The organism is Kocuria oxytropis (genome assembly GCF_040981195.1).
Lineage (GTDB): Bacteria > Actinomycetota > Actinomycetes > Actinomycetales > Micrococcaceae > Kocuria > Kocuria oxytropis.
Map to the genome: position 1 here is coordinate 20,462 of NZ_JAVFXA010000009.1, position 14,786 is coordinate 35,247.

A 14,786-nucleotide genomic window follows, 5' to 3' on the forward strand; every position below is an offset into this window, starting at 1 on the left:
CCTCAGGCACCAGCTGGGCGTCCCGGCCGGGATCCCAGCACCACATAGGAAGGACCACCGCCATGGCCACCTCATCACTGCTCATCAACTACCTGCTGGGTGGAGCCCTCAATGGTGCCATCCTGGCGCTCGTGGCGTTCCTGCTCTCCCGATATTGGCGCGACATTGCCAGTAGGGCCCTGCTGGCCGTGGTCCTGGTGGCCGCCGGCGGGTTCTACGTCGGCTTCGCCGTCACCGCCGGCGCCGGAACGGGGTGGGTGACCCTCGAGATCGCCCAGACCGGGGTCCTCGCCACCTTCGCCGTGCTGGGCCTGCGCCGCTCCCCCTATTGGCTCGCCGTCGGCTGGGCCCTCCATCCCTTCTGGGACATCCTCCTGCACCTCTGGGGCCCCGGGCACTCCTTCGCCCCGGAAGCCTACGCCGTCTCGTGTCTGACCTATGACTGGGCGGTGGCCCTGTACGTGCTCATGGCCTACACCACCACCGGCACGACCCGGTTCCGAAGCCGCCGTCCAGTGACGACGCCCGCACACCAGGGACATCTGCAGCGCCACCCTGCACAGTAGGAGAACCTCAGACTGTCAGTTTCAGAATCAGGAGAAGGACCCGTGAGCGAGACAGCCCAGCAACTGATCAGCCGGCTCAAGACCGCGCTGATCATCGTCGACGTCCAGACCGGTTTCGCGGACACCACCTGGTGGGGGCCCAGGAACAACCCGGACGCCGAGGCCAATATCGCCGCTCTGCTGGCCCAGTGGCGGTCCACCTCACAGCCGGTGGTGTTCATCCGGCACGACTCCACCACGGCCGGTTCCCCGCTGTCCCCGGGCCAGCCCGGCAACGACTTCCAGGACATCCTCACCGGCGCCCCCGACCTGCTCGTGCGCAAAAGCGTGAACTCCAGCTTCCACGGCACCCCCGACCTGCACACCTGGCTCCAGGACAACGTGGTGGAAGCCATCGTGGTCTGCGGAATCACCACCAACCACTGTTGCGAGACCACCGCCCGAGTCGGGAGCAACCTGGGCTACCAGGTGCTGTTCCCCCTCGATGCGACCTACACCTTCGACCGATCCGCACCAGACGGCACCGTGGTGCCCGCGGAGGACATCGCCTACATGACCGCAGTGAACCTGCACCAAGAGTTCGCCACCATCGTCACCACTGCCGACCTTCTCCCCGCACCCCACCGCACCTAACACCGCCCGCTGTGGGCCTTCGCCGCAACGCGGCCCGCCCCTAATCCGCCATATGTAAAGCACCCCCTTGGCATAGTGAGCACTATGACTCTGCTCGACCGCCCACTGAGCTACCCGGAGATCGGCGCCACGGCTGGGCACCCGCCCGACGGATACACCCATGTGCGGGTCCAGCGTGTCATCGGTCACGGGAAGTCGACGTTCCACCGCGCCGCCGATCGATTGATGAGCTGGCAGATGCACCGAGCGGCCGGCCTGGCCGTCGAGGCCACCACAGCCCGCGTCGAGCCGGGCAGCCGCGTCCGTCTGCGCCTGGGCCGGCACGTGCTGCGGATCTCCTTCGGCTGCCAGGTGGTCTACGTGGTGGAGGAAGAGCGCCGGTGCGGCTTCGCCTACGGGACCCTGCAGGGCCACCCCGAGCAGGGCGAGGAAAGGTTTTGCGTCGAATGGCGCGAGGACGACGCCGTCGTGTTCACCATCACCGCCTTCTCCCGGCCGGGCACGTGGTGGTCCCGAACCCTGGCGCCGATCAGCCGGCGCCTGCAGCAGCGATACACCCGGCGCTACCTCCACGCCCTGTAGTCCCGTTTGCTCAGCAGTCGAAGACCCGCCAGCAGATGTCGTTGCGCAATCGCTGGTCCTCGAGCACCAGGTGGCGAATGCTCTCGGGGAGTTGCTCCCGCTGCCACCGGCATTCCGCTCGGCCGGCGGCCTCGGCCTCACCGTCCACGGCGGCGGCTCGTGCGGCCTTGATCGCGTAGGCGGCCGCGCCGAGCTCATGGGCGGCCACGTGCGCCACCGCACCGGCCTGCCCGGCGGCGTAGGCGGCGTGCCGAGCTGCTCCTTGTTTGTCCCGGGCCGCGGCCATGGCATGGCCTCCAGCCGCACGGGATTCCATCATTGTGAGTTCCCCACGAACCCAGGCGCGGACATGGTCGATGGCTGCGCGCGGGCGCAGATCGCCCGGGTGAGCCGACTCGAAAAGGGGCAGGACGTGCTCAGCGCAGGAGGCCGCCCACAGCGCCAGCAGGTGGTGGTCGTTGTCCGTCAAGGTGCCACCGCGGCGGATCGTGATAAGCCGGGAATCGCGGACCTTCGGGAGGATCATGGTCGGCAACTCCATAGGCACGGGTGTGAATGAAGGACCTGCAGGCGCGCACATCCCAGCTCAAGTCTGACCCCTCGACCGCGGTCCTGGTCAGGTTTCCCCCCATGTGTGCGGACGGACACGATGGGACGGCTGTGGCTACGGTGAACCCACGATGGGTCGGGAGAGGTGAGATGAAACTGCGGAGCTGGCGGCAGTACCGGTGGCTGCGGCGGGCCCTGGCCGGCGCGGTCGTGGTCGTCGGTTTGGTGATCGCCGTTCACATCGGCCCTGCCCTGGAGTGGCTCGGGGCGCCAGCGGGGTACTGGTTGCCCAACACGGTCGTGGGAGTCGTCGGCGCAACGGCCTTCGCCCTGGTGCTGCGCCACGAGCACCGAAAACACCTCCGTGAGGAGACCGAGCCGCTGCCCCAGCGTCCGCGGCTGGGCTACCGCCGTCACGGGCAGCTGAGCCGGGCCTTCCTGTGGGTGGCGGGCGCGTGGTTCTGGTTCGTCGGGATAGCGATCGCCCTGAACGGCGGGGACGAGCTGACCGTCTTCGGACCCGTCGTCGGCACCTTCGCCTTCATTGCCGGGCAGATGGAGGCCCGGCATGGTCGCGTACTGGAAGACCGGGCGCTCCAGGAGGCGCCAGCACCGCAACCGGCCGACCGGACTGGCGAGTGAGTTGACGACTCCGGTCCAGCGAAGGAAACCGGACCAGTCATAGGGACCCCTACCGCCACGCGCCAGGCGGTGCATTGGTGGACTGTTTCCCGGTTCCGTCTGGACACGGTGTTGCGGTCGGAGGGCAGGGGGTGCGTTTGCCTGACGATCAGAGAGATCGGGTCGCCGGGCCGGACGGTGGATTTGCGTGAGAGAATCCGACCAACACAACACTGACTTCAGGAGCCGCCATTTCGAGGCCAAGACAATGTGTCCTCGTGATGAAAGTTTCTCGACTCAGTAATGCCACCAGGGTTATCGCGGTGCTCCCATGAGCATGCCCCGGCAACCCGTTTCCCCGGGGCCGATGGAGCAGCACACGCCCGTGCCGCGCACTGGGCTGGAGTGGGGCGTCCTCAATCAGGTCATCGCCGCGGGGTCCTTGCTGATCCTGGGCTACAACTATCTGCTGTTCATCGCCCTGATTCATGAGGGCCGGAACTATCCCTGCATCTCGCCACCCTCAGGGGTGGACAACATCCCGGACACGATGGGAGGCGGGGACTGGTCGTTTTTTCCGCCGACGCTTCAGTGCCACTATCCCGCGCCGAGGCCAGGCGAGCCACCAATCACAGTGGACATGTTCCCCCAAGGCGCGGAGATCTTCTGGGCCGGCTTGATCACCGTGGCGCTCACCCTGGTCGTGGGCCTGGTCCTGCGCCGCCGGGACACCACCTCTGTGCCTCAGGGCGCCGGATTGGCGCTGCTGGTGACCGGGATGGCCACGGCGTTGCTGGCCGACATCGTGGCTCTGGTCCTGTGGATCAGTGATGGCCGGGCCCTCATGCCGTCCATGGTCGGCATGTGCCTGGTGGTGATGGGGGCCGTCGGAGCTCTGGCCCGGAAGCGCGCTACCTCGCGACCCATGGGGGATCCGCGATCTTGCCACTACCTCCCTTGCTAACCTCAACCGCGGCGCCACCGACGCCATCGCTGGTCGAACCCCCACTGCACAGATTGGTGCTCGACACCCTGTGCGTTGTGCCCCGGCACGAGCCCGTGTCCGCTCGGACAGGCTGGGTAGTTCGAGCGTCAGGGGATCTTTTTGCCGCTGTCCTCTGATTCTTGTCCCTGGGGCCGATAGGTGTGCCAGCTGATGGCTCCGATGACCGCTGCAGCGATCGCCGTGACAGCGAGGATGGACCCAGAGATACCTTCTCCTCCGACGACTTCGGGGAGGAGCATGGCAAGGATCGCTCCCACCACGAAGACCGTCGTGTAGATGATCCGTTGAGTCTTCGGCGACTTCGGTCCCCAGGTGAGTTTTCGCCCCCGCAGGGCGAGCAGCAGAGCCAGGATGATGAAAACAATGGGGACGAGCGACCAAACAGCGTCTGGGGAGTCGAAGACCGTAAACGCAATGAGTAGAACGCCAAAGACACCGATCATCAAGCGAGCTAGCCCATTGGACGACATCTGCATTTCTTTCGTTCTGCTGGTCTGCTGCTGCTCATGGCGCGGGTAGTCGTATCCTCACACGCCAGTTCCACTCTGCTCGATCCCCTCTTGTGTGCCACAGAGACTACGGACGCTCTCCAAAGACCCCGGTAGCAGCGCGTACGATCCAACCCTTACTGCAACCTCCTTGGCCGGAGCAAGGGATCCCTAGCGAAGAATCCCTCTGGCCGGCCACTGGTTGTGATCGCACATGTGTGTCTGGCAGTCGACCGCCCTCGTTGATAAGCAGGAGACACCCGGCACGGGCTTCGGACAGAATCCACGCGCGGGGTTGCACATCGATCCTGGTCTGCAGCGCCGGGACGGCCAACACTGTGGAGGGCACCATGCAGGAGACCAACGTTCCGCCTTCGCGCTTCCGGTGGTCGGCACTGCTGTGGTTCCTCCCGGCGGCGTTGGTTCTCCTGGTAGTCGGTATCTGGGTAGGGAGGCCCTGGTGGGCATTGGCCCTGTGGGTGGTGATTCCTGTGGGGTTCGGCGTGGTCATCGGCGTGCTCGGTGGGCGGAGGACCTCCGCCCCGGACGACGCCTACGCAATCACCTCCCAAGGTGCCCGCAGCGAGGGCCGGCTCGAGGTGGGCGTGCCGGTGGAGCAGGTGATGCGCAGCCTCCGGGAGGCCGTCGAGGAGTTGCCGCGGTTCACCCTAGTGGAGCTGTCCGGCGTAGAGGCGCAGTTGACGGCCCGGATGAACATGAAGAGCTGGGGCGAGCGGATCACGCTCCGCTTCCACCCGCTCGAACCGACCCGCACCGAGATCGAAGCGCGGTGCGAACCCCGCCTGGGCACGACGATGGTCGACTACGGACAGGGCGCCAAGGACCTGCGCACGCTGCTCGGCGCGATCGAACAGCACACGGCCCGTGACCAGCACATCACCTGAGCACTAGCCCAGTGGGCTGTAGCGGAGGACCTACTTCGAGGAGGCTGCTGATGCGAGCTGTTGCCTTCGTCTACGCGGGCCTCCTGGTCGTCGGCGCGCTGGGTGTCATCGCGATGGGCGTCTACGTCTACGGCCAGACAGGACTCTTCATCGTCACAGGCGCTGTCCTGCTGATGGGCGCCGTGGTGTTCCTCTGGGCCCTGGGACAGGGGCGGCACTTATCCGGGAACCCGGGGGCTAGGAAACGCGCCGCCACAGCTTTCCTGAGGGATCTGATCGGGTCCTTTCGCGTGTTTGCACTGACCCTCACCGGGGCCAGTGCCGGTGTCGCCCTGGCCATGTTCGTGCTCATGGAGGTCTCCCGCCGCCAATATCCGACGGGGGTGCCCATTCTCCCGGACGCCATCTTCCTGCTCGGATGCGGATTGACGTTCCTCGGATCGGTCTTCGTCGTCGTCGACGCCCTGTATTTCCGCCGCACCGGCCGCCGCTTCTAGGGAACTTCACCCCATCCCCGAGACGCAGGAATGAGGGCTGGATCCAGGCCAGGGAGCGCCAGTCCCCGGCAACCCCACCAATCCGTGCGTGCAGTTGCAAATGTGTGTCTAGTGGGAGGCTGTCTCCGCCTGGTAGGCAGAGGTAGCGGCGCAGCGCCTGCGCAACAGGGGCATACGGACAGGGGAAAGCATGCAGAACACCAGTGAGATCACCATCGTGGTCTCCTTCTTCGCGCTGATCGTCGTGTGCTCGGTATTGATGTACGGCCATCGCTTCCTGGCCCAGCGTCTGGTGAGCGACCCGGAAATCCGGCCGCAGCGCAGCGTGAACTTCGCAGCGTTCTGGCCGTTGATCGTGCTCGCCACCGCCTTCCCCCTGATGGCCTTGCTGGCCCCCTTCGGCGTCGATCAGGAGCCGGTCGGCCAGTGGATGATGGTGGGCTTCTTCACCATCGCGGTGCTCTGGTTCCTGGTGGTCCGGAAGTGGGATTGGTACCTGCGGTATGCCACGAACACGATGTTCGCCGTGACGGGCGGATCCCGAGAACACGGAGAAACCCCTGAGATGTACCGTGACGCCTTCCAACGAGCCCTGCCCTGGGCCACCGCCCTGATGGCCGTGGCGTTGGCGGCTTCCCTGACTCGAGCGCTGCTCTAGCTAGCTAGCGCTGCCCGAAAGCGCAGACAGTCCTGGCTACGTCGAGGGGCGTCTCCTCGCATGCAGCGGACAAACGATGCGCAGGACGTGTCCCCGGACACTGACCCCGGAGATCGAGTGCTGTTTCACCACGACAGCGGAAGGAGAAACATCATGGGCGCAACCACAGGCTGGCGCACCAAGCAGGTACAGCTGTTGTGCGGGCTCTTGGCCATCGGGATGGGCCTGATGTCCGTCGTGACGAACTGGCCCTACCTGCTCGGCACCACGGGCGAGGACCGCTGGGTGGCTTGGTTCGCGGCCGTCTCCGGGGCGGCGGCCATCGCGGTCGGGGCGTGGCTGCTGCGCGGACCCCGCAGCCACGGCAAAACCCTGGTGCTCACTCGCCGACAGTGGCGGTACGGATTCGCGGCCGTGATGGTGGCATTCCTCGCCGTCCTGATGGTGGGGGCCCTCAGCCTTCCGCAGCCGCAGGTGATGACCGCAGTTCCGTCGTTGCTGGTGATCACCTTTCTCCTGCAGCTCTTCGTGGTCGAAGGCAGCGAGGAAGACCACGTCGTGGCGTTCAGCGAAGCCCAACACCGGACCTGGAAGCGTGGCATCGCCGGTCTGATGACCATCGGCCTCCTGGCCATCGCCGGCGCCATCGCACTGGCCGTGGCCGGCAACCTGATCGGCGCGGGCTTCCTGATCCCCTTCGGGGTGATCTTCCTGATCTTCGCCATGATGATGAGACGCCAGCTCATCCGACGTCAAGACGAAACCCCGCGCAAGGCCCACTGAGCAGAGATGCGGGACAACAAGCCGGAGCACATTCGGAACCGCTATGGCTACACCACAAATCCAGCAGTCGATCGGAGCTCCAGCAGTCCCGCTTGGGATGCGCTTGCACTAGACCCACCCAGTTCGGGGGACATTCAGTGCTCTGACATCCAACGGGGTTTGCCGTTGCAACGGTACGTGATTGGCTGGGTCGCATGGGGACCAACACACCAGAAGGCGTAGCTGGGAGCGGCTCGAAGCACCGCACGATGCGGAACGTGTCCATAATCATTGGGCTAGTGGTTATAGCCGTCTTCGGTTTTCTCACGGCTATCTTCGGCTTAACCGAAGGCGAGGCCATGATTCTGTCCTTCCTGCTGGTGGTCGGCCTGGTACCGCCGAACATGTTTCTTTACTTCATCGCCCAAAAGGAAAGCCCCCGGCAGCCTAAGTAGAGCGGAACAACGTGAAGAAGCCACTTTCACACACGGTCGGTTCGGTTGCTCTCTGAAGCTATCGAACGCAGGTGATCCGATCCGGGGCGCCGCAGAGGAACGGGGATTGACATGCATACAGTGCTCGTCGTCTTGAACGCGGGCTGCCTGGTGCTGCTGGTCGTGACGGTGCTCGTCGGGCGCTACAAGTTCCAGTGGAGCGACGCGAAGCTTGTGATGGCCGCCCTGGTGATCGTCGGGGTGTCGCTCGGCGGGTCAATGCTCATGTCCTCCCTGACGTGATGCGTCCAGCTCACCTGATCTGAGCGCAGCCGAGCAGGCACGGCCTCGAGGTCTCTCAGCAGCTCAACCCAACCCTTACTGCGACGCCGTTAGCGAGCATGGGTACCGGCGTGACGCACGTCTACTACCGGTGCCCTGCAAGTCGAAGAAGCCCGTTGACGACTTGAATAGTCAAGCCACCCGCAGCCACCAAGAGCGCGAATCCTCCGAAGAAAATGGCGCCGAAGTTCACCCCAGACCAGAAGAAGTGATTGAGAAACGCCGCGACCCAAAATATGGCCACCGCCAGAGCAGTACCAACCCCAGTGAAGCCCAGCCCCAACAAGCGCAGCACCTGGCCCTCCCCCACCGGGCCGGCGCTGCGCGCAAGCTGTCCATGGTCGGGCACATCGCGTTCCACAGCTGAAGAAGGACCCCGCAACCGCAGGGCGTCCCAGAGGAAGGCACCAGCACACAGCAACAGGAAGACCCCGTAGCCCACGACCTGCCCGGAACCTTGGTCGTAGACCGTCATCGCGATCACGCTCAGCGCGCCCACGAGCAGACATAGGGCAAAAGCCATGACCGCCGGACCCAACGCCCCCGCCGGCCGAGACGGGCCGGTGGGGTCCGATCTCGCCATCTCTGGTCTTCGCGGTGGGGACACGCTCGAGAGCACCGCATCGCCCACGAAAACGGCCAGTGCCACAATGGCGACGGACCCCGCCGGAAAGGCCAGCCACCCCACGTTGCCGATCGGATGCATCGGGTCAACTGACTGCTCGACGATCCAAGTGATCAGACCAGCCACAACGGCGAGGCCACCGCTGATAGCAGCAACCACCAGTGCTACTCGCCGCAACGGTCTCGGTGGACTGGCCTGGCGTCCGTTCCTTTCCGCCCCCTTGGTCATGCTCAGACGCTACTGATCACTCCGCACGAGAACCATGACGCACAAAAGAGGAACCCTCATCGTGATGGCGTAGCCGTCTAGGCAATCCAGGTGGGGTGTTGCCCCCACAAAGGAGACATTCCCGAAAGCACACCTGACATGTGACGCTGGGCCCATCACCGGTCACCGGAAGGACCTGCCCGTGCGTATTTGGCTTCACCGGACCGTCTCCCGCGCCACCGTCGCCGTAGGGGCCCTCGTGGCGCTGACCGTGGGGATGGCCGCCCCCGCCTCGGCAGCGAACGGGTTGCCGGATCTGACGGACCCACTGGCCTACTACAAGTACCCGGAGTGGGTGGTGAATCCGGACAACTACTGGATGCCCGGTACCGACTGCGTGCACTTCACCGAGGCCTTCGACCCGCCCTGGGACCCGCTGCCGGCCGGGCACCCGAACCCGCAGGGCAAGGGAGAGATCACCTACTTCTCCGGGTGCGCGACGGAGAACGCGAAACTCACCGCCTGGATCAAGGGCAAGGCCTATCCGATGAAGTACGGCTCCTACCGCAAGTACTTTCACGGCGGGACCTATCACTGGATCGACTACGACTGCCTGGCCGTGGGCACCCCGGTGCTCATCGAAGGCACCGACCGGTTCCAGGTGACCTACGGCGGGCCCGCCAACGGGGACGACACCCGCCCGGAGCAGACCACGACGGTGACGAAGAAGATCTCCGAGTGGGACAACGCCGATGAGCTCTTCCGGTACAAGTCCCTGCCCGCCCGGTGCGGCAAGCCCTCGGTGTTCACCGACATTGGCACCAGTCACGTCTTCTACAAGCCCATCCAGTGGGCCGCGGCCAACGGCATCGTCACCGGGAACAAGGACGGCACGATCCGCCACACCCAGACCGTTACCCGCGAGGAGATGGCGGTCTCCCTGGCCCGCTGGGGCAAGATCCCCACCGTCAACAAGTTCAACTCAGAGAACAACTTCAACATCGATTGGCGCCGCTGGGAGCCCTCGATCCGGCCGAAGTACCGGGACGTGCCGGCCACCCGACAGCACTCCGTAGAAATCAGCCTGTTGACCCAGATCGGGGTCATCAACGGGTGGTCCGACGGCACCTTCCGCCCCACCCAGAAGGTCACCCGTGGGCAGACCGCGGCGTTCCTCTACCGGCTGGCCGGCTCCCCGGCCTACACCGCGCCGAAGACCTCGAAGTTCAAGGATGCTAAACCCGGCACCGCCTTCTATAAGGAGATCTCCTGGATGGCCAAGAACGGGTTCACTACCGGCTACTCGGATAAGACCTACCGGCCCAATGCGACCGTCACCCGCGGTGAGATGCTCACGATGCTGCACCGCTTCGAGAAGGTCTACTCCGGGGTCAACCGGGGCAACGGCATCGTGAAGTAACCGTTACCGCACCGATGCCTCCAACAGCGCTGGGCTCTCCGTGGATGTGACCCTGTCGCTCCCCACTTGAGCGTCATAGCCTCCGGGCTGGCCCCCGGTTAGCGTTCGACCATGGGCAAGCACGTACGCGGTCGTGAAGCCCTGGCCCCGTCGGAGCAGAGCATCCCCGTGCCCACGGTCGGCCAGGTGCTGGTCCGAGCTCTGCCGGCGGCCGTCGTGCTGGGGGCATGTTTCCCGTTGCTGGCTTGGTGGTGGTCGTTGAATGAGGATTCCTCGTTCTGGGCCTTCATGGCTGTGCTGGGCGGGGGCTTCCTGTTGGGGTGGGGCATCCTGCGGATCACCCAGGCGCCCCGTCCTCGTCTCGGGAAGAAGTCCGAGCGCAAGTCCCAGCAATACGCAATCGCCAGCACTGCGGAGAACGGCGTGCTCCCCACCGACTCGTCGCAGCGAGCGGCGGCGGGTGCTCTTGCGTGCGAGTTAGTCGGGTGGATCCCGTTGGGTGCGGGCGCCGTCGTGGGTTTCGTCCTCACCGCCTTCCTCACGGGTGATCCGACCTGGGGCGTGGTCGCCGCTGGCCTCACGATTAACTCGCTGTTGCATGTGCGTCAGACCCGGCGCAGCTGGCGCTACCTCAAGGTCATACACACTGCACCCGGGACAATCTGATTAAGGTTTGGGACTGCCCCGACTTCCGTTGACAAGAGTCAAGAAAACCCGGGGCAGTCCCCAAGTCCGATAAGTCTTGCCGGGGCGTCGCTTCAGCAAATGACCCCGGACAGTGGAACATTGAAGAGTGAAACTACGCAATGAGGCTCGCCATCTAAGCACTAAAGCGATTCACTCGATGACCAATGCCGTAACGGCGTTCAATAGCCCCCATGAAGCAGGCCGTCTCACTGCCGTACTCCTTCAGTTGCAGCACGCATTCGAAATGCTTCTCAAGGCAGGACTGGTCCAACATCGCGTAAGGGTAATGGACCCCACGTCAGGGCGATCCATCGGATTTGAGCGGTGTCTGCACGAAGCCGCCATGCTGCCAGCGATCAAGCTGACAGCCGAGGAGGCCGGGACGTTGCGAGCCATCGACGCCTTGCGCGACGACGAGCAGCATTGGTACTCCATCGTCGATGAAGGCTTGCTCTACCTGCACACCCGGGCGGCGGTCACATTGTTCGATGATCTACTGCATCGGGTATTTGACCAGCGACTGGCCGACCACCTCCCAGTACGCGTGCTACCCATCGGCACGGAACCTCCGCAAGACTTCCGCACTCTTGTCCAACGCGAGTACGAGAACATTGCCGGTCTCCTGCGCCCCGGACGCCGAGCTCGAGCTGAGGCAGAAGGACGGATCAGAGCTCTATTGGCGATGGAGGCCCACGTCGATCCTGACAGCATGATCAGTTCCACTGACGTACGTCGCGTGATCAAGGGCATCGCTGAAGGCAAGGCGCCCGAACAGGTATTTCCGAAGCTTTCTGACGTGGGCGCCGCACTGCAGGGCGAAGGGTTGACGGTCGAAGTCCGCTTCGTTCGCGGAACTGGCATGCCAGTTCACCTGGTGGATGATGACACCGTTGACGCCGCTGCCATCCGAGTCGTCGACCTGCACAAGAAATACCACCGCAGCGCACGAGAACTCGCAAATCACCTCGGCCTGACCACGTCACGCTCACTGGCTTTGCGGCGGCATCTGGGTATTGATGAGGACGCGAAGTGTGCTCATGCGTTCGCCTTGGGCTCGCAGAAATCCGTTCGCTACTCCGACAACGCCTTTACCAAAATGCGGGATGCCCTCCGTACCGGTATTGACATGGACGCTGTTTGGGCGAGCCACGCTCCTGTGCGTCGCAGAGGGCCTATCGCACCTTGCACACAACCAGGGTGTGCGGCTTAGGCAACTTCTCCTAGGGGGGGACTGCAGGTTTCTGGATGGGAGCCCGTCGTGTAGGAACGTGAGGCATCTGGCGGAGGCGCTCAACGACCTCAACGCGGCAAGAGATCATGCACGTTACGGGGACGGCAGCCGGAGCTCTCACCGCTGCAGCGGCGCCACCTCATGGCCTTGCATGCCCAAGGGGAGCACAGCCAGGCGAAGCTGGCGGAGCTGTTCGGTGTCGCCCGGTCGACCGTCTACCGCACGGTCCAGCGGGAGAGCATCGCCGCGCGCCGTCAGGTCCCGGATCACTGAGGCCCCGGGGGGACGGCACGGTCTTCCCGGCGGTTCTGCCGTGGCGTCGTCGATGTCCGCGTCGACTCGTCGACGCGGACGACGGGCTGACACCGCCGTCACAGGGGGAGGCTAGTCTTGATCGCACCAGTCCGCCCACCACGAACAGAAGCCGGCCCTTGGACAACCCACTCCTGCGCCCCAGCCAGCTCCCCTACGAGCTGCCCGACTTCGGGCGGATCAAGGAGGAGCACTTCCTGCCGGCCTTCGAGGCGGCGATGGCCCAGGACCTCGAGTGCGTGCGGACGATCCTGGCCGACCCGGACCCGCCCACCTTCGCCAACACCATCGAGGCCCTCGAGCGCGGGGGTCTTCCCCTGGACCGTGTCGAGTCGGTCTTCTTCACGCTGACCGCCGCCCACAACACCGAGGGCATCCAGCGGATCTACCAGGAGCTCGCCCCGCGGCTGTCGGAGCACAAGGCGGACTTCACGCTCAACAAGGAGCTGTACGCACGGGTCCGGCGCGTGGACCGCACCGACCTGGAGCCGTGGCAGCTGCGGGCACTGGACGAGTACGTGTCCTGGTTCGCGAACTCCGGCGCGGAGCTGACCCTGGACGATCAGCAGCGGCTCCGGGAGATCAACGACGAGCTCTCGGAGCTGAGCATCCGCTACGGCAACGACCTCCTCCGGGAGGTGAACGCCTCCGCCGTGGTCGTCGACGACCCCGCGGAGCTGGACGGGCTCTCCCCCACGGACGTCGAGGCCGCTGCCTCCGCGGCCGCGGAGAACGGCCTGCCGGGCCGGTACCTGCTCACTCCTTCGCTGTTCACCGTGCAGCCGGTGCTGTCGGTGCTCACGGACCGTGCGCTGCGCCGGCGGATCCATCTGGCCGCCGTCAACCGCGGCACCGGCGAGCACGGCGGCGAGGGCTCGCAGAGCCGCACGGACCTGCTGCCCGTGGCCGCCCGGATCGCCCGGCTGCGGGCGGAGCAGGCCGGCCTGCTCGGCTATCGCAGCCACGGCGACCACGTCATCGCGGGGGCCACGGCACCGTCCCTCGAGGCGGTGCACGAGATGCTGGAGCGGATCACCGGGCCCGCCGTGCGCAACGCCCTCGAGGAACGTGCGGAGCTCGAGCAGCTGGCCGGGCACCCGATCGAGGCGTGGGACTGGCCGTTCTGGTCCGAACGCCTGCGCCGGGAGCGCTACGCGGTGGACACCTCCGCGCTGCGGGAGTACTTCGAGCTGGAGTCCGTGCTGCAGCACGGGATCTTCCGCACCGCGCGGGAGCTCTACGGACTGGTCTTCACCGAGCGTCCCGACCTGGACGGCTACCTGCCGCAGGTGCGGGTGTGGGAGGTCACCGACGAGGACGGCCGGGAGGTGGGCCTGTTCCTGGGCGACTGGTTCACGCGGCCCACCAAGCAGGGCGGCGCTTGGATGAGCACACTGGTGCACCAGAACCGGCTGACCGGCCAGCGCCCCGTCGTCGTCAACAACGCGAACTTCACCCGCCCGCCGGCGGGCAGGCCCAAGCTGCTGACCCCGGACGAGGTGGTGACGGTCTTCCACGAGTTCGGCCACGCCCTGCACGGGCTGCTCTCCGACGTGCACCTGCCGTCCTTCTCCGGCACGAAGGTCCCGCGGGACTTCGTGGAGTACCCCTCCCAGGTGCACGAGATGTGGGTGCTGCACCCGGAGGTGCTCCGGCACTACGCCCGCCACCACCGCACAGGGGAGCCGATCCCGGAGGAGACCCTGGCGGGCCTGCGGGAGGCCTCCGCGCACGGGCAGGGCCACCGGACCGTGGAGTACCTCGCCTCGACCTACCTGGACCTCGCCTGGCACGGGATCGAGGACCCGGACGAGCTGACGGACCCGCGGGCCGTGGAACAGGAGGTGCTCGCCCGCGCCGGGCTGGACGTGGACGGCATCGCCCCGCGCTACCGGACCGGCTACTTCAAGCACATCTTCGCCGGCGGCTACTCCGCGGGTTACTACTCCTACATCTGGTCCGAGATCCTCGACGCGGACACGGTCCGGTGGTTCACGTCCCGCGGCGGGCCGACCCGGGAGAACGGGCGGCGATTCGCCGAGGAGGTGCTCTCGCGGGGCAACGAGACCGCCCCGATGGAAGCCTTCGAGGCCCTCCTGGGACGCCGGCCGCACCTCGGGGCGCTGCTGGAGCGGCGGGGCCTGCTGCCGCGGGAGGAGTTCGTCCACCAGCAGCGCGGGGCACCCGCCCGGGACGTCCGCGGCTGAGCGGCGCGGGCGTCCGCGCCCGGAAGATGCTGTCCGGAGGAACACGGCCCGACG

At 65.7% G+C, this 14,786-nt stretch carries 18 protein-coding genes and 1 pseudogene; 16 read left to right on the forward strand and 3 right to left on the reverse strand.

Annotated features, from left to right (window positions below; translation table 11 throughout):
- The first annotated feature begins 62 nt into the window (after nt 1–62).
- The 3 genes from QYM41_RS10505 to QYM41_RS10515 all read left to right on the forward strand — a co-directional run bounded on the left by QYM41_RS10505 (nt 63) and on the right by QYM41_RS10515 (nt 1,781).
- On the forward strand, nt 63–566 hold the full coding sequence (locus QYM41_RS10505) for a DUF6010 family protein (protein ID WP_368799687.1): 504 nt from the start codon (nt 63–65) through the stop codon (nt 564–566).
- Between the two features lie 42 nt (nt 567–608).
- Nucleotides 609–1,199, forward strand: coding sequence for a cysteine hydrolase family protein (locus QYM41_RS10510; protein WP_368799688.1), 591 nt, complete (start codon nt 609–611; stop codon nt 1,197–1,199).
- 84 nt (nt 1,200–1,283) lie between these two features.
- Nucleotides 1,284–1,781, forward strand: a complete 498-nt coding sequence (locus tag QYM41_RS10515; RefSeq protein WP_368799689.1) for a DUF1990 domain-containing protein — start codon at nt 1,284–1,286, stop codon at nt 1,779–1,781.
- A 10-nt stretch (nt 1,782–1,791) separates the two neighbouring features.
- On the opposite strand, the gene QYM41_RS10520 is transcribed toward QYM41_RS10515, so the two are convergent.
- Nucleotides 1,792–2,307: a putative immunity protein gene (locus QYM41_RS10520; protein ID WP_368799690.1), complete on the reverse strand. Its 516-nt coding sequence runs from the start codon at nt 2,305–2,307 to the stop codon at nt 1,792–1,794.
- Nucleotides 2,308–2,480: 173 nt separating this feature from the next.
- Between QYM41_RS10520 and QYM41_RS10525 the strand changes: the two genes are divergently transcribed.
- Nucleotides 2,481–2,972 (forward strand): hypothetical protein, encoded by a 492-nt coding sequence (locus tag QYM41_RS10525; RefSeq protein WP_368799691.1) that lies wholly within the window; start codon nt 2,481–2,483, stop codon nt 2,970–2,972.
- A 346-nt stretch (nt 2,973–3,318) separates the two neighbouring features.
- Nucleotides 3,319–3,915 carry a hypothetical protein gene (locus QYM41_RS10530; protein ID WP_368799692.1) on the forward strand — a complete coding sequence of 199 codons (597 nt, stop codon included), beginning with the start codon at nt 3,319–3,321 and terminating at the stop codon, nt 3,913–3,915.
- Between the two features lie 128 nt (nt 3,916–4,043).
- Here the strand turns inward: QYM41_RS10530 and QYM41_RS10535 are convergent, their stop codons facing one another.
- Complete coding sequence (locus tag QYM41_RS10535; protein ID WP_368799693.1) at nt 4,044–4,433, reverse strand: hypothetical protein; 390 nt, start codon at nt 4,431–4,433, stop codon at nt 4,044–4,046.
- Nucleotides 4,434–4,795: 362 nt separating this feature from the next.
- Between QYM41_RS10535 and QYM41_RS10540 the strand changes: the two genes are divergently transcribed.
- The 6 genes from QYM41_RS10540 to QYM41_RS10565 all read left to right on the forward strand — a co-directional run bounded on the left by QYM41_RS10540 (nt 4,796) and on the right by QYM41_RS10565 (nt 8,004).
- Complete coding sequence (locus tag QYM41_RS10540; RefSeq protein WP_368799694.1) at nt 4,796–5,350, forward strand: hypothetical protein; 555 nt, start codon at nt 4,796–4,798, stop codon at nt 5,348–5,350.
- 50 nt (nt 5,351–5,400) lie between these two features.
- Nucleotides 5,401–5,847: a hypothetical protein gene (locus QYM41_RS10545; protein WP_368799695.1), complete on the forward strand. Its 447-nt coding sequence runs from the start codon at nt 5,401–5,403 to the stop codon at nt 5,845–5,847.
- A 190-nt stretch (nt 5,848–6,037) separates the two neighbouring features.
- Complete coding sequence (locus tag QYM41_RS10550; RefSeq protein ID WP_368799696.1) at nt 6,038–6,505, forward strand: hypothetical protein; 468 nt, start codon at nt 6,038–6,040, stop codon at nt 6,503–6,505.
- A 153-nt stretch (nt 6,506–6,658) separates the two neighbouring features.
- Complete coding sequence (locus QYM41_RS10555) at nt 6,659–7,288, forward strand: hypothetical protein (RefSeq protein WP_368799697.1); 630 nt, start codon at nt 6,659–6,661, stop codon at nt 7,286–7,288.
- Between the two features lie 194 nt (nt 7,289–7,482).
- Entirely contained in the window at nt 7,483–7,722 is a 240-nt protein-coding gene (locus tag QYM41_RS10560; protein WP_368799698.1) for a hypothetical protein, read from the forward strand.
- A 111-nt stretch (nt 7,723–7,833) separates the two neighbouring features.
- Nucleotides 7,834–8,004: a hypothetical protein gene (locus QYM41_RS10565; RefSeq protein ID WP_368799699.1), complete on the forward strand. Its 171-nt coding sequence runs from the start codon at nt 7,834–7,836 to the stop codon at nt 8,002–8,004.
- Nucleotides 8,005–8,128: 124 nt separating this feature from the next.
- On the opposite strand, the gene QYM41_RS10570 is transcribed toward QYM41_RS10565, so the two are convergent.
- Nucleotides 8,129–8,827, reverse strand: coding sequence for a hypothetical protein (locus QYM41_RS10570; RefSeq protein WP_368799700.1), 699 nt, complete (start codon nt 8,825–8,827; stop codon nt 8,129–8,131).
- A gap of 250 nt (nt 8,828–9,077) precedes the next feature.
- Here QYM41_RS10570 and QYM41_RS10575 point away from each other — a divergent pair, with 250 nt between their 5' ends.
- The 5 genes and pseudogenes from QYM41_RS10575 to QYM41_RS10595 all read left to right on the forward strand — a co-directional run bounded on the left by QYM41_RS10575 (nt 9,078) and on the right by QYM41_RS10595 (nt 14,732).
- The gene (locus QYM41_RS10575; protein ID WP_368799701.1) at nt 9,078–10,295 is read left to right on the forward strand and encodes an S-layer homology domain-containing protein; all 1,218 of its coding nucleotides are present in this window, start codon (nt 9,078–9,080) and stop codon (nt 10,293–10,295) included.
- A 111-nt stretch (nt 10,296–10,406) separates the two neighbouring features.
- The gene (locus QYM41_RS10580; protein ID WP_368799702.1) at nt 10,407–10,961 is read left to right on the forward strand and encodes a hypothetical protein; all 555 of its coding nucleotides are present in this window, start codon (nt 10,407–10,409) and stop codon (nt 10,959–10,961) included.
- A gap of 127 nt (nt 10,962–11,088) precedes the next feature.
- Nucleotides 11,089–12,192 (forward strand): DUF3644 domain-containing protein, encoded by a 1,104-nt coding sequence (locus QYM41_RS10585; protein ID WP_368799703.1) that lies wholly within the window; start codon nt 11,089–11,091, stop codon nt 12,190–12,192.
- Nucleotides 12,193–12,324: 132 nt separating this feature from the next.
- Nucleotides 12,325–12,486: pseudogene (locus QYM41_RS10590) on the forward strand (helix-turn-helix domain-containing protein); the annotation flags it as partial.
- 158 nt (nt 12,487–12,644) lie between these two features.
- Nucleotides 12,645–14,732 (forward strand): M3 family metallopeptidase, encoded by a 2,088-nt coding sequence (locus QYM41_RS10595; protein WP_368799704.1) that lies wholly within the window; start codon nt 12,645–12,647, stop codon nt 14,730–14,732.
- Nucleotides 14,733–14,786: the final 54 nt, after the last annotated feature.

Bases quoted from the DNA above. Each gene is read 5' to 3' on its own strand.
- QYM41_RS10520 (WP_368799690.1), bottom strand. From the start codon at position 2,307: ATGATCCTCCCGAAGGTCCGCGATTCCCGGCTTATCACGATCCGCCGC.
- QYM41_RS10560 (WP_368799698.1), top strand. From the start codon at position 7,483: ATGGGGACCAACACACCAGAAGGCGTAGCTGGGAGCGGCTCGAAGCAC.
- QYM41_RS10535 (WP_368799693.1), bottom strand. From the start codon at position 4,433: ATGCAGATGTCGTCCAATGGGCTAGCTCGCTTGATGATCGGTGTCTTT.
- QYM41_RS10505 (WP_368799687.1), top strand. From the start codon at position 63: ATGGCCACCTCATCACTGCTCATCAACTACCTGCTGGGTGGAGCCCTC.
- QYM41_RS10545 (WP_368799695.1), top strand. From the start codon at position 5,401: ATGCGAGCTGTTGCCTTCGTCTACGCGGGCCTCCTGGTCGTCGGCGCG.
- QYM41_RS10525 (WP_368799691.1), top strand. From the start codon at position 2,481: ATGAAACTGCGGAGCTGGCGGCAGTACCGGTGGCTGCGGCGGGCCCTG.
- QYM41_RS10550 (WP_368799696.1), top strand. From the start codon at position 6,038: ATGCAGAACACCAGTGAGATCACCATCGTGGTCTCCTTCTTCGCGCTG.
- QYM41_RS10540 (WP_368799694.1), top strand. From the start codon at position 4,796: ATGCAGGAGACCAACGTTCCGCCTTCGCGCTTCCGGTGGTCGGCACTG.
- QYM41_RS10565 (WP_368799699.1), top strand. From the start codon at position 7,834: ATGCATACAGTGCTCGTCGTCTTGAACGCGGGCTGCCTGGTGCTGCTG.
- QYM41_RS10530 (WP_368799692.1), top strand. From the start codon at position 3,319: ATGGAGCAGCACACGCCCGTGCCGCGCACTGGGCTGGAGTGGGGCGTC.
- QYM41_RS10580 (WP_368799702.1), top strand. From the start codon at position 10,407: ATGGGCAAGCACGTACGCGGTCGTGAAGCCCTGGCCCCGTCGGAGCAG.
- QYM41_RS10515 (WP_368799689.1), top strand. From the start codon at position 1,284: ATGACTCTGCTCGACCGCCCACTGAGCTACCCGGAGATCGGCGCCACG.
- QYM41_RS10555 (WP_368799697.1), top strand. From the start codon at position 6,659: ATGGGCGCAACCACAGGCTGGCGCACCAAGCAGGTACAGCTGTTGTGC.